This is a genomic window from Campylobacter sp. TTU_617, from assembly GCF_016599045.1.
Classification (GTDB): domain Bacteria; phylum Campylobacterota; class Campylobacteria; order Campylobacterales; family Campylobacteraceae; genus Campylobacter_D.
Genome location: NZ_JAENKV010000002.1, coordinates 109,301 through 122,439, shown reverse-complemented (window position 1 = coordinate 122,439; position 13,139 = coordinate 109,301). Strand labels below are relative to the sequence as shown.

Annotated in this window: 18 protein-coding genes and 5 tRNA genes; 18 read left to right on the top strand and 5 right to left on the bottom strand. The window is 26.7% G+C overall.

Features of this window, described 5'->3' with window-relative positions; genetic code table 11:
- The 18 genes from atpC (at position 1) to GQV94_RS07900 (ending at position 12,698) form a co-directional block, all read left to right on the top strand.
- Positions 1 to 387: an ATP synthase F1 subunit epsilon gene (gene atpC, locus GQV94_RS01765; protein ID WP_200169253.1), complete on the top strand. Its 387-nt coding sequence runs from the start codon at positions 1 to 3 to the stop codon at positions 385 to 387.
- Positions 388 to 389: 2 nt separating this feature from the next.
- The gene (locus GQV94_RS01760) at positions 390 to 947 is read left to right on the top strand and encodes a MotA/TolQ/ExbB proton channel family protein (protein WP_200169252.1); all 558 of its coding nucleotides are present in this window, start codon (positions 390 to 392) and stop codon (positions 945 to 947) included.
- 1 nt (position 948) lies between these two features.
- Entirely contained in the window at positions 949 to 1,338 is a 390-nt protein-coding gene (locus GQV94_RS01755; protein ID WP_200169251.1) for an ExbD/TolR family protein, read from the top strand.
- Between the two features lie 3 nt (positions 1,339 to 1,341).
- A complete protein-coding gene (locus GQV94_RS01750; protein ID WP_200169250.1) occupies positions 1,342 to 2,097 on the top strand; it encodes a TonB C-terminal domain-containing protein in 756 nt (251 codons plus the stop codon).
- 14 nt (positions 2,098 to 2,111) lie between these two features.
- On the top strand, positions 2,112 to 3,317 hold the full coding sequence (gene tolB, locus GQV94_RS01745) for a Tol-Pal system protein TolB (RefSeq protein ID WP_200169249.1): 1,206 nt from the start codon (positions 2,112 to 2,114) through the stop codon (positions 3,315 to 3,317).
- Positions 3,318 to 3,388: 71 nt separating this feature from the next.
- Complete coding sequence (gene pal / locus GQV94_RS01740; RefSeq protein WP_200169248.1) at positions 3,389 to 3,889, top strand: peptidoglycan-associated lipoprotein Pal; 501 nt, start codon at positions 3,389 to 3,391, stop codon at positions 3,887 to 3,889.
- A gap of 5 nt (positions 3,890 to 3,894) precedes the next feature.
- Positions 3,895 to 4,836, top strand: a complete 942-nt coding sequence (locus tag GQV94_RS01735) for a tetratricopeptide repeat protein (protein ID WP_200169247.1) — start codon at positions 3,895 to 3,897, stop codon at positions 4,834 to 4,836.
- A 10-nt stretch (positions 4,837 to 4,846) separates the two neighbouring features.
- Positions 4,847 to 5,419, top strand: coding sequence for an FKBP-type peptidyl-prolyl cis-trans isomerase (locus GQV94_RS01730; RefSeq protein ID WP_200169246.1), 573 nt, complete (start codon positions 4,847 to 4,849; stop codon positions 5,417 to 5,419).
- Between the two features lies 1 nt (position 5,420).
- A complete protein-coding gene (gene fabD / locus GQV94_RS01725) occupies positions 5,421 to 6,347 on the top strand; it encodes an ACP S-malonyltransferase (protein WP_200169316.1) in 927 nt (308 codons plus the stop codon).
- Positions 6,344 to 7,030 (top strand): 5'-methylthioadenosine/adenosylhomocysteine nucleosidase, encoded by a 687-nt coding sequence (locus GQV94_RS01720; protein ID WP_200169245.1) that lies wholly within the window; start codon positions 6,344 to 6,346, stop codon positions 7,028 to 7,030. The genes fabD and GQV94_RS01720 overlap by 4 nt, the downstream gene beginning before the upstream one ends.
- Positions 7,027 to 7,782, top strand: a complete 756-nt coding sequence (locus GQV94_RS01715; protein WP_200169244.1) for a tRNA 2-thiocytidine biosynthesis TtcA family protein — start codon at positions 7,027 to 7,029, stop codon at positions 7,780 to 7,782. The genes GQV94_RS01720 and GQV94_RS01715 overlap by 4 nt, the downstream gene beginning before the upstream one ends.
- A complete protein-coding gene (locus GQV94_RS01710; RefSeq protein ID WP_200169243.1) occupies positions 7,779 to 8,300 on the top strand; it encodes an isochorismatase family protein in 522 nt (173 codons plus the stop codon). Before GQV94_RS01715 ends, GQV94_RS01710 begins: the two co-directional genes overlap by 4 nt.
- Before the next feature lie 9 nt (positions 8,301 to 8,309).
- Positions 8,310 to 8,927 (top strand): DUF2726 domain-containing protein, encoded by a 618-nt coding sequence (locus GQV94_RS01705; protein WP_200169242.1) that lies wholly within the window; start codon positions 8,310 to 8,312, stop codon positions 8,925 to 8,927.
- 3 nt (positions 8,928 to 8,930) lie between these two features.
- The gene (gene recO, locus GQV94_RS01700) at positions 8,931 to 9,545 is read left to right on the top strand and encodes a recombination protein RecO (RefSeq protein ID WP_200169241.1); all 615 of its coding nucleotides are present in this window, start codon (positions 8,931 to 8,933) and stop codon (positions 9,543 to 9,545) included.
- A gap of 1 nt (position 9,546) precedes the next feature.
- Positions 9,547 to 9,951, top strand: a complete 405-nt coding sequence (ybeY, locus tag GQV94_RS01695; protein ID WP_200169240.1) for an rRNA maturation RNase YbeY — start codon at positions 9,547 to 9,549, stop codon at positions 9,949 to 9,951.
- 29 nt (positions 9,952 to 9,980) lie between these two features.
- Complete coding sequence (locus GQV94_RS01690) at positions 9,981 to 10,799, top strand: hypothetical protein (protein WP_200169239.1); 819 nt, start codon at positions 9,981 to 9,983, stop codon at positions 10,797 to 10,799.
- Complete coding sequence (locus GQV94_RS01685; RefSeq protein ID WP_200169238.1) at positions 10,787 to 11,158, top strand: hypothetical protein; 372 nt, start codon at positions 10,787 to 10,789, stop codon at positions 11,156 to 11,158. The genes GQV94_RS01690 and GQV94_RS01685 overlap by 13 nt, the downstream gene beginning before the upstream one ends.
- The gene (locus tag GQV94_RS07900) at positions 11,148 to 12,698 is read left to right on the top strand and encodes an ATP-dependent DNA helicase (RefSeq protein ID WP_325099638.1); all 1,551 of its coding nucleotides are present in this window, start codon (positions 11,148 to 11,150) and stop codon (positions 12,696 to 12,698) included. Before GQV94_RS01685 ends, GQV94_RS07900 begins: the two co-directional genes overlap by 11 nt.
- Here GQV94_RS07900 and GQV94_RS01675 read toward each other — a convergent pair.
- The 5 genes from GQV94_RS01675 to GQV94_RS01655 form a co-directional block, all read right to left on the bottom strand.
- A tRNA-Leu gene (locus tag GQV94_RS01675) sits at positions 12,677 to 12,761 on the bottom strand. The two genes, GQV94_RS07900 and GQV94_RS01675, sit on opposite strands and share 22 nt — an antisense overlap.
- Positions 12,762 to 12,766: 5 nt before the next feature.
- Positions 12,767 to 12,843 (bottom strand) — tRNA-Arg (locus GQV94_RS01670).
- Positions 12,844 to 12,858: 15 nt separating this feature from the next.
- A tRNA-Arg gene (locus GQV94_RS01665) sits at positions 12,859 to 12,935 on the bottom strand.
- Positions 12,936 to 12,939: 4 nt separating this feature from the next.
- Positions 12,940 to 13,016, bottom strand: a tRNA-His gene (locus GQV94_RS01660).
- Positions 13,017 to 13,041: 25 nt separating this feature from the next.
- Positions 13,042 to 13,119 (bottom strand) — tRNA-Pro (locus GQV94_RS01655).
- Positions 13,120 to 13,139 lie beyond the last annotated feature (20 nt).

Genomic DNA, 13,139 nt, shown 5'->3' with positions numbered 1-13,139 from the left:
ATGGATGATTTAATCAATTTTGAAATTGTAACTCCGCTTGGTCTAATTTATAAAGATCAAATTAAATCAGTCACTCTCCCTGGAAGTGAGGGTGAATTTGGTGTTTTAAAAGGGCATGCTTGTTTAATTTCGTCATTAAAATCTGGAATAATTGATATTGAAAAAAAAGACTTAAATCACGAACTAATAGCTATTAATGAAGGATATAGTGAAGTAAATGAAAATAAAGTTTGCGTTTTAGCCAAAGAAGCCATCTGGATAAGTGGAGACAATCAAAGTGAAATTGAAAAAAATCTTACAAAGGCTAAAGAACTTATAAAATCAGTAAGCTCAGATAATGCTGCTTTAGCCGCAACATTATCAAAATTAGATAATAAAGGCTACTAACTATGAATCTTGAATCTATTTTTCATTTTTTTAATAACTCTAGTATGATTACTTATATTGTTTTAATATGGCTTTCTTTATATTTTATTTTATCTTTTTCTATACTTTTTTCAAGAATTACTAATTTAAATATTTGGAAAACTAAAGAACAAAAAAGCTTAGAAATACTTTTATCTGGAGAAAAAGATCTTAGTAAAACAGATTCTATATTAAGAAAATGCACTGAATATAGCCAAAATCATTTAGAAATTTATAAAAATTTAGCCCAAAAAAAGTCTTCTATAGGATTGACTTGGCTTAGTATTATAGCTTCTACTTCACCTTTTATAGGACTTTTTGGAACTGTAATTTCTATACTTGAAACTTTTGGTGGTCTTGGTACTCAAAATTCACTTAGCATCATTGCCCCTAAAATTAGTGAAGCTTTAATTGCAACAGGATGCGGGATCTTAGTAGCTATCCCTGCTTATACTTTTCACTTAATCATTAAAAGAAGAGCTTATGAAGTTATAAATACTATTGATAGTGAAATTAAAATTTTAAATTCAAATAGAGATTAAAATGAATTTTGATGATGATAAACCAGAACTTAATATTACTCCCTTGGTTGATATTATGCTTGTTTTGCTGGCCATTTTAATGGTAACTGCTCCTTCTATAAGTTATGAAGAAAAGATAAATTTACCACAAGGCTCTCAAAAAACAACTAGTTCTCCAACTATTAAAAGTTTAATTGTAAGTATTAATGCAAAAAGAGAAATTATCATTAATCAAAAAAAATTTGATTTTATAAGTTTTGCAGACAATCTAGCTCAAATGAGAAATGAATTTAATATTCAAGACCCAGTTTTTATAAGAGCAGACAAAAGCTTAAAATATGATGATGTGATTTTTGTATTAAAAAATATAAAAAATCTTGGTTTTAATAAAGTTGCTCTACAAACTGAATAAACTATGAAAAATAGCGGTTTTAGCAATCTTAATTCTTTTTTATTAGCTTTAGTAGTTTATTTTCTAATTGTTTTAATTATTTTTTTTAGAATAGTAGTTTTTAAAGATCCTGCTATCAAATATACTGATTTAGAAGATAGTTTTATCGATATAGAATTAGCTCAAAACTCAGATAAAATAGCAAATCCAGATACTAAAGAAGAAATAGATATTGCTAAACTCTTCGAAAAAACAACAAATCAATTTGTTAAAACTGAAAATATTGATCAAAAAGAAACTAATTTTAATGATTTATTTGGAAATGTTAAAGATATTCAAACTGAAAAAACAACAAAAATTCAATCATCGACTAAATCAAATGAACAAAGTAGATTGCCAAATGATCAAAATGCTTCACAATTGGTGCAAAATTTAGACAATACTCTTCTTACCCAAAATAGCAATACTAACAATATACAACAAACTCAACGCACAGGAATTTATGATGAGTTTTTAGGCAAAATTACACGTATTATAGAAGAACGTTGGAAATTAAACAAATCACAAGGAAATCTTAGTGTTAGGGTAAAAATTTTTATAGATAGTAATGGAAAATTTGGTTATACTTCTGTAGAAAAAAGTAATGATATAGCATTTGATAAAAAAGTAATGGATTTTTTAGAAAATTTACAAGGTAAATTTATAGCTTATCCTCCTAAAAATCAAAGTATCAATATTACAATGAATTTAAGTGATGAGCTAATTGAAATTAAACAATAGATGGAGAAAATAAAATGAATAAACTTTTTTTAATTTTTTTAATTTTTTTTACCTCGCTTTGGGCAGAAGATCCAATTATTGATGTAATCAATAAAGATATTGCTTTACCAAAAATCATCGTAAAAGATACATCAAATTTAAGTGATGAAAATTTAAAAAGAAATTTTTATAATATTCTTGTTAATGACTTAAAAGTAAGTTCAAATTTTGAAATTGCAAATAACGGAAATGAATCAACAAATTATACTTTTGAATATTCTTTATCAAAAAATACGAATAGTTTAGAACTTAATATTAAAATTAAGGCTGGCAATATTGAAAAGTCAAATAAAAATTATTCATCATCTATAGAGCAATATCCATTTTTAGCGCATAAAAGCGTTAAAGATTCTGTTAATGCTTTAGGCCTTGCACCTGTTGATTGGATGGATCATAAAATTTTAATCTCAAGAACAAATAGCTCTAAAAAAAGCCAAATCATTATGGCAGATTATACGCTAACTTATCAAAAAGTTATTATAGACGGGGGGTTAAATTTATTTCCAAAATGGGGAGATAAAGAGCAAACATTATTTTACTATACAGCATATGATTCAGAAATGCCAACCCTTTATTCTTATAATTTAAAAAACAATCGTGCAACAAAAATACTATCAAGTGGAGGAATGGTTGTAGCAAGTGATGTAAGCGAAGATGGAAACAAACTTCTTATCACTATGGCTCCTAAAGATCAGCCTGATGTTTATCTATATGAACTAAATACTAAAAAATTAGAAAAATTAACAAACTATTCAGGAATTGATGTTAATGGAAATTTCATCGGGGACGATGATTCTAAAATTGTTTATGTTTCAGATCGCTTAGGATATCCAAATATCTTTATGCAAACACTAGGTAGCAATGTTGCAGAACAAGTAGTTTTTCATGGAAAAAATAATTCATCAGTTTCAACTTATAAAGATTTTTTAGTTTATTCAAGCAGAGAAGCAAATCAATTTGGTGTTTTTAACATTTATCTTATGTCAATTAAAAGTGATTATATTAGACAATTAACCGCTAATGGTAAAAATTTATTTCCAAGATTTTCAAATGATGGAGGAAGTATCGTTTTTATTAAATATTTAGGCTCTCAAAGTGCTTTAGGGGTTATAAGAGTAAATGCTAATAAAGCTTTTTATTTTCCATTAAAACTAGGTAAAATTCAGTCGATAGACTGGTAAATATAGTGTTGAAATAATTTAAAATTTTAGATATAATCTAAAGAATTCATTAATTTTTGAAAGGTTGCAAAATGAAAAAAATTCTTTTAACTTCGATTGCCGCTTTTGCAGTAATCATTACTGGTTGTAGTACAAAAAGTACCACTGTAGAGAGTGATAGTTCTGTTGATTCTAGACCAGGTAGTGGAAGTAACGATACTTTTGAAAGTATTGATAGTAAAATCAATAGATTAAATGATACTTTAAATAAAGTTTATTTTGATTTTGATAAATTTAATATCAGACCTGATATGCAATCAGTAGTTCAAGATAATGCAAATATTTTTAATACTGAAGTAAGCGGAGTTAGTATAACAGTTGAAGGAAACTGTGATGAATGGGGAACAGATGAATATAATCAAGCTTTAGGCTTAAAAAGAGCAAAAGCTGTGAAAGAAGCTTTAGTTTCTCAAGGTGTAAATGCAGATAGAATTTCTATTAAAAGCTATGGAGAAACTAATCCTGTATGTACAGAAAAAACAAAAGCTTGCGATGCACAAAATAGACGTGCAGAATTTAAATTAGCAAAATAAAATCAATGAAAAAAATATTATCAGTAGCTCTTTTAATAGGAGCTACTTTTGTTTATGCAGAAAATTCTGCTTTTGGTGCAGGTGATTTAACAAATAATTCTTATGGTCTAACACAAAATGAAAAGACAATCAAGCAAAAACTTGATACCTTAAACAATAACTATTCTGAAATTAACGCAAGAATAAATGAAGCAAATGAAAGGATAGAAGGTTTACAAAGTGCTATTGAGGGCATTAATTCACAATATACAAAAATAAATTCACGCCTTAATCAATCAGAAGAAAATTATGAAAATTTAGAAAATAATCTTACACAAGAAATAAATAATTTAAAATCTTATGTAGAAGAAAGTAGAAAAATCCAAGAAAACAACAATAAACAATTTAAAAAAGTTTTAGCAGAATTAAGCACTTTAGTTGATTCTATAAATACAGATTACGTTTCAAAAAAAGAAATGGAAAAAAACTATAACAATATAAATGTTATACCACAAAAAGATATAAATACTACTAGCACCATAGAGAATAATCAAAGTTCTAAAATAACTCCAGAAGAACAAAAAGAAATAGTATATGATGAAAGCTGGAAAAAAGAAAATAATAATAAAATTTTAGATCTTGCTATTTTAGATTTAAATCAAAATAAATTTGAAGAAATGAAACTTAAATTAAATTATCTTCTTCAAAAGCATTATAAACCAGCTAGAGTTAATTTTTATTTTGGAGAAATAGAATATAAACAAAAAAATTATAATAATGCAATTGTTTTTTATAAAAAAAGTTCAGCCATAAGCACCAAAGGGGATTATTTTCCAAAATTGCTTTATCACACTGCAATATCTTTAGATAAGATAGGAGATCCTAAAACAGCAAATGGTTTTTATAAAGCTTTAAAGACTAATTACCCTAATTCACCTGAGGCAAAAGCTTCACCAAATCGCAAATAAGGAGAAAATAATGGCTATTGAAAAAAATAATGTTGTTTCCATGTTTTATGAACTAAAAGATGCTAATACAAATGAAATTTTAGAGTCAAATCTTTATGCTCAACCTATTTCTTTTATACTAGGAAAAGGACAGATTTTAGACTCTTTAGAAGAAGAAATTGCAAAATTAGACTGCCCTTCAAACACTGAAATTCTTATCAAAAAAGATAAAGCCTTAGGAGAATATGATACGAATGCTATTCAAACTTTACCAAAAGAACAATTTGCAGGAATTGATCTTAAAATAGGAATGGAGCTATTTGGGGAAGGTGAAAATGGAGAAAGTGTTCGCGTTAGCGTTAAAGATATAAAAGAAGATAGTGTAACTATCGATTATAATCATCCATACGCTGGACGTGATTTGCTTTTTTCTCTTAACCTTGTTGATGTAAGACCAGCAAGTGAAGATGAAATTCTTACAGGCATTATTGCAGGAAGTCATAGTTGTGGCTGTGGTCACAACCACGAACATAAACATCATCATGAGCACCACAAAAGCGGTGGATGTTGTGGGGGCCATAGCGGTGGATGTGGCTGCCATTAATATGAACTATACATTTATTTTTCCAGGCCAGGGCTCTCAAAACCTTGGCATGGGTAAAGATTTCTATGAAAATTCTAAAAGTGCCAAAGAACTCTTAGAACATGCAAGTGATTTTTTAAAAATTGATTTTAAGCATCTTTTATTTGAAGAAAACGATAATTTAAATAAAAGTCAATTTACTCAACCTGCAATACTTTTAACTTCTTTAATGGCTTATAATGCTTTAAATGAACTGGAACCAAATTTAAAGGCTAAAATTTCTTTAGGACATTCTTTGGGTGAGTTTTCCGCTATAGCAATAAGCGGAGGTCTTGATTTTTTAGAAGCACTTAAACTTGTACATCAAAGAGGACTTTTTATGCAAGAAGATTGCTCTAAAGTTGAAGCTGGAATGATGGTTATTCTGGGACTTGATGATGATAAAATAGAAAAATTATGCAAACAAGCAAGAGAAGAAAATAAACAAATTTTTGCAGCAAATTATAATTGTGAAGGACAAATTGTTATTGCTGGTTTAAAAGCTGATTTATTAGCTTATGAAAATGAATTTAAAAATGCAGGAGCTAAAAGAGTTATGCTTTTAAATATGAGTGTAGCAAGTCATTGCCCTCTTTTAGAAAATGCCTCTTTAAAACTTTATAAAGAGCTTCAAAATGTTTTAAAACCAAATTTTGGAATAGTTATTTCAAATGTAAATGCTAAAGCTTATTCAAGTAAAGAAGAAGCTTTAAATTTATTAAAAGCTCAGCTTGTATCTCCTGTGCTTTATAAACAAAGCATAAAAGCAATAGAAAATGAAACTTCCTATTTTGTAGAATTTGGCTCTAAAATTTTACAAGGACTTAATAAAAAAATTACTACCAAAACAACTTATTCTTTAACTAATTTCAATGATATAGAATCTTTTTTAAAGGAAATTAAACTATGAAAATAGCGATTTTAGGTGCAATGGAAGAGGAAATAACTCCTTTGCTTGAAATTTTAAAAGATTATAAAAGCATAAAATATGCTAATAATACTTACTATACAGCAAATTATAAAAATCACGAATTGATTTTAGCTTATTCTAAAATAGGTAAAGTAAATTCAACCCTAAGCGCAAGTATAATGATAGAGAAATTTAAAGCTCAAGCTTTACTTTTTACAGGAGTTGCTGGTGCTTTTAATCCTGAACTTGAAATAGGCGATTTGCTTTATGCTACAAAACTTGTCCAATATGATTTAGATATTACTGCTTTTGGTCATCCTTTAGGTTTTGTTCCAGGAAATGAAATTTTTATTCAAACCAATGAAAAATTAAACAATATTGCTCTAGAAGTAGCCAAAGAATTAAACATAAAGCTTAAAGCAGGTATTATTGCAACTGGAGATGAATTTATTTGCGATGAAATAAAAAAAGCAAAAATTAAAGAAATTTTCAATGCTGATGCTTGTGAAATGGAAGGAGCAAGCGTAGCTTTGGTTTGTGATGCTTTAAATATACCTTGTTTTATTTTAAGAGCAATGAGTGATAAAGCTGGAGAAAAAGCTGAATTTGATTTTGACGAATTTGTTGTTAATTCTGCTAAAATTTCAGCTAATTTTGTGCTTAAAATGTGCGATAAACTATGATAAATCTTAGTAAAAAACTTATCCGTCAAGTAGCTAAAGCTAATGCTCAATTTAATCTTATAAAAGAAGGAGATAGAGTTCTTTTGGGATTAAGTGGCGGGAAAGACTCTTTAGCCTTAGCTCATCTTTTAAAACGTATGCAAGCTCACGCTCCTTTTAAATTTGAACTTAAGGCTGTCACTCTAAGCTATGGTATGGGCGAAGATTACTCTAGCTTAAATCATCATTGCAAAGAACACGGCATTGATCATAGCGTACTTGATTCTAATATTTATGAAGTTTCTGAAGATACTATAAGAAAAAATTCTAGTTTTTGTAGTTATTTTTCAAGAATGCGTCGAGGAGCTTTATATACTTATGCTTTAGAAAATAATTTCAATAAACTTGCCATAGCTCACCATTTAGATGACGCGGCTGAAAGTTTTTTTATGAATTTTATCCACAATGGAGCTTTAAGAACTTTAGCTCCAATTTATAAAAGCAAACGCGGTGTTATAGTAATACGTCCTTTGATTTTTGTAAGAGAAAGACAACTTAGAGATAATGCTTTACAAAATGAGCTTGAAGTTATTGGTAATGAATTTTGTCCAGGTATGAAGCTAAGTGAAAAAAATGTTAAATTTCCACATGCTAGAGAGGAAGCAAAACAAATTTTAGCCAATCTAGAAAAAGATTATCCCAAACTTTTTACGAGCTTAAAAACTGCATTTGAAAATCTACATACAGAGAGTTTTTGGCTTAAAAATATATGAAAAAAGCTTTTGTGCTTATAGATTACCAAAATGACTTTATTACAGGAAGTTTAGGATTTGAAAAAGCTTTAAAAATAGAAAATAAAATTTTAAATTTATTAAATAATATTAATTTTAATGATACAGATTTACTCATTACTTTTGATACACACGATAATGATTACTTAAATTCCAATGAAGGAAAATTACTACCTATAAAACATTGCATTCAAAATACACTGGGATGGCAAATGCCTAAAAATTTACAAAAATATATACCAAAGGCTAAAAAAATATTTTACAAAAATACTTTTGGAAGTTTAGAGCTTGCAAATTTTATTAACAAAAGTACTTATAAAGAACTTTATTTTTGCGGACTTGTTTCGCATATTTGTGTTTTTTGTAATATTATTTTAGCTTTTAGCGCAAAGCCTGATGCGAAACTTTTTTTATATCAAGAAGCTAGTGCTAGTTTTGATGTAAATTTAGAAGAGTCTTCTTATAATCTTTTAAAAGCATACGGGATTAAAATAATATAGGCTTAATTAATGATTATATTTATAATAGCTTTAATTGTGATTATTTTTGTTTTGGTTTTTAAAATATATAATCAAAGCAAAGTTAATAAAAAATTAAATCAAAGCATTTTAAAACAGATCCAAAAAGAAGAAGATAAAAAAATTAAAAATCAAATTTTTTTAGAGAAAAAAAAACAAGAAGAAAAAATATCAGAATACAAAAAAAGCAAAGAATATAAGCTTGATTTAGTTAAAAAATCTAATATCTTAAGCAAAGATAGACTTATGGGTATTGGGGAATTTCTAATTTATAAAGAATTAATTTTTTGTGAAGATATTAAAAATAATTTTAAAGTTTTTCCGCAAATTTCTTTAAAAAGTTTTTTAGAAAATGATGAAGAAAATGAAGTTTGGAAAGCATATTCTGATTTAGTAGTTGATTTTTTATTTGTTATTAAAGATTTTAAAAATAAATCTACAAAACCATTTGCCATTTTAGAATTTCAAGGTGGAGGGCATTATGGAGATAAATCAAATATTGCTCAAGTTTATCAAAATAATTCTTGCTTTATTGATGATTTAAAATTAAAAAAAGAAATCAAAAAAATTGCAAATTCACTTTATTTAAAATACAAAGATTTAATTTAACTTATGCAAGGTTTTATTTTACATACTCAAAAAATCAAAGATGAAGATTTAATCGTTTATATCCTAAGCTCCAAAGCTTTAATTAAAACTTATCGCTTTTATGGGCTTAGACATTCAAGTATTTTGAATGGATACAAAATTGATTTTGCTCTAGATGAAAATCCTAATTTTTTGCCACGTCTTAAAGATGTTATGCATCTTAGTTTTACTTGGATCTTGCAAAGAGAAAAAATGTTTCTATGGCAAGAATTTATACGTCTTTTTTACCAGCATTTAAAAGGCATAGAAGAGCTTGATCCTTTTTATTTCGAACTTTTAAATGAAAGTGCTATAAAATTTTTAAAGCAAAATCCAAAACGTGTTATTATAGATGCTTATGTAAAAATCTTAGAATTTGAGGGCAGACTTCATCAAAATTTTATTTGTTTTTCCTGTGAAGAAGCCATAAAAGATGAAGTTACGCTTCTAAGAGCTTTTTTACCCTCTCATCATCATTGTGCTTTAGGTTATACATTTAACCAAACAAAACTCAAAGAATTTTACAAATATAAAAATTCTAGCATTTTTAATGATGATGAAATAGAAAAAATTTATTCTATTATCAAAGAAGGATTTTAAAATGATAATTTGTGATGAAAATGTTGATTTCTTAGAAAAAATTGCTCAAAAAATAAGTTCTAAAGATGTTGAACTTATTTTTTTAGACAATGAACAAATGCGTAATTTAAATTTAGAACAAAGAGGGATTGATAAAAGTACCGATGTGCTTTCTTTTCCACTTGTAGATATAGCTAAAAATTTACCCCTAGGATCTATAGTAATAAATTTTGAATTAGCCAAAGAAAAGGCAAAAGAATTAAATCATAGCTATAAAGAAGAAATAAGCTTACTTTTTATCCACGCTATGCTTCACTTAATAGGTCTTGATCACGAAACAGATAAAGGAGAGATGAGAGAAAAAGAAAAAGAATTAATAAATTTTTTCAAACTCCCAAAATCTTTGATAGTAAGGAATGAGAGTTAGAGAAATAGAATTTTTAATAAAGGCTATTTATGAATAATAATGTAATTGATCAAATCGTAACTATTAGTCAAAATTTTGATAAAAATATAGAAAATGATAGAGATGATAGAGGACTTTTATCTCAAAATATTTTAAATGGACTAAGAAATTTAGTAGAACATATTGCTTTGCACATACACAACATCGATACAAAATCAAATTTAAATAATGATTTTAAAAATTTACAAATAGGTATCAAAAATATAAAGAATAAAGCAAAATATACAAGTATAATAAAATTGCATAGTTTTCTCCAAATTTCTACATCACACTATACACCAGAAGAAGAAAAATCAGAAAGACTAATATTAAAATATATGCCATACTTATATAGTCTAAAAGAACTTTGTAAAAAAGATTTAAAACTTGATATACTCCACAACATAAACAAATTCCCTATTAATTTAGATAAATTAAATGCAAAATACTATGAAAATATTGCAAATAAAATTGAACAACCTATAAATTATGAGAAGTCAAGAAGTGATAAATTTTATATACAAACAATAAAACCATTTATAATAAATGATAAAATATATTATGAAATAGCCTTTACAATAGCAAAAAATAATATAAGTAAATTTGATAAAATCATAGCCTTTTCAAAATATAATATTCCAGCTAATTATTCTGTTGAATTAAAACTATACGATACAAATATAAGATTACATAAATCAATACCAATTATAATAATAACTGAATGGAATATAAGTATTCGTCCTTGTGAATTAGAAAATTTTTGCTCTATTTTTGGATTAGAAAAAAATTTAATAGAAATAAAGAATATGAAAATTTTATGTCAGTTTTAAAAAAATATAGAATTACATTATTTGAACTTGTAAAATTAAATAATAAAGAATACTTAGAGATAAAGTCTTACTTTACTCAAAATAATCTAAAAATTTTATTTACTTGTTTAGATAAAGCTAGAAATATTATTTTAAACAATAAAAAAGGAAAAAATATCCTCAGTTATATTTTGTATAATATGAATAATGCTATTATAAAAAAACAAAAAGCTAATCAAGCAAATAAAAGATTATCAAATTTATATTTAGATAATAAATGTATCCCTTTTGAAGAAATGCCATTTTGCACTTCTTTAATAAAACATAATCCAAAATTTATCGACTTATGCGAATGCATTGAAATAAAAAATAAAAAATAAAAAATACGAACTACTAGCCAGAAGTATTAAAAATAACTCAGAAATTAATGGATTTTTATACAAAAACATAAGTGATTTTAAAAATACTTCTAAAAAAGATATTTATGATTTAGTTAAACAATATAATGAAAATATAACATATGAAGCTCATAAGCCAAAAAGACAGATAGAAATACTTTATGAAAAATTTTTATATATAAATGAATACGAAGATATAGTTAAACACATCATTAAACAACTTAAAAAATTTACAAAAAATGGTATAGACAATTACCAACAAGATGTTGAAAAATGGTTAAGTTTTAATCAATTAGATTGCAAAGAAAAAGAAAAGCATTTAATAAATCTATTTCATAATTCAAAATTAGCATTAATTTATGGTGCAGCAGGAACAGGTAAAACTACATTAATAAAACATATCTCTCATTTTTTTAAAAATAAAACCCAATTATTTTTGACTAACACTAATACAGCTATAAATAATTTAAAACAAAGAATAGATACTGATAAATCATATTTTTATACTCTAGCTTCTTATATAAACAACAAAAAACGTCCACACTCATATTTTGATGTTGTAATTATGGATGAGTGTAGCACTATTAATAATCAAGATATGCTTAAAATTTTAGAGATAATAAAATGCAATATATTAATTTGCGTTGGAGACATTTATCAAATAGAAGCTATTAGGTTTGGAAATTGGTTTTTATTAGCTCAAAAAATTTTTACAAAACATCAAATAGAATTGCAAAATATTTATAGAACAGAAGATAAAGAATTGCAAAATATATGGAACAAAGTAAGAAAATTTGATAATGCTATATTAGAATTTTTTTCTAAAAACAATATATCAAAAAAAATAGAAGATTTTAGTTTTGAAAAAAGTGAAGAAGATGAAATAATTTTATGTCTTAATTATGGTGGTTTGTATGGTGTAAATAATATTAATAGATTATTACAAGAAAATAATAGAAACGAAATAATATATTTTAATGGATTAGGTTACAAGGTAGGAGATCCAATTTTATTTAATGAAGCTACAACAAGATTTGGAGATATAATTCATAATAATCTAAAAGGTATTATTACTAGAATAAATAAAAAAGAAGATTGCACTATATTCACTATAAAAGTAAATAAAAAAATAACAGAAGAAAACAATTTTAAAATTATAAATACTTTTAATGATAATTATACAGAAATTGCTTTTGAGATATATAGCTTAAATTCTGATGAAGAAGATGATGAATATAATATTGTTCCTTTTCAAGTTGCTTACGCTATTTCTATACATAAAGCACAAGGTTTAGAATATAATAATGTTTCTATTATTATTGCAAATGAAATAGAAGAACAAATCACTCACAATATATTTTATACTGCAATCACAAGAGCAAAGAAAAAACTAAAAATATATTGGTCGCCTGAAACTGAAAATAAAATATTAAATACTTTGCAACCTAAAAATATAGAAAAGGAATTAGAAATTTTAAAGCAACGTATTAAATCTAGTTGTGGTGCGGATGAAAGGACTTGAACCTTCACGCATTGCTGCACCAGATCCTAAGTCTGGCGTGTCTGCCAATTTCACCACATCCGCAAAAGTGGTACGCTCAAGAGGATTCGAACCTCTGACCTACGGCTTAGAAGGCCGTTGCTCTATCCAGCTGAGCTATGAACGCATATATAAGAAGTGGTGGTGCGCCCGATAGGAATCGAACCCATAACCTACAGATCCGAAGTCTGTCGCTCTATCCAGTTGAGCTACGAGCGCTTAGTGGGGTGAGTGATGGGAATTGAACCCACGACCCTCAGGACCACAATCTGATGCTCTAACCGACTGAGCTACACTCACCATTTTTTATAAATATTTATAAAAATGGTCGGGGTGAAAGGATTCGAACCTTCGGCCCCTTGGTCCCAAACCAAGTGCGCTAACCAGACTGCGCTACACCCCGAATTTAAAAGCTAACATTCT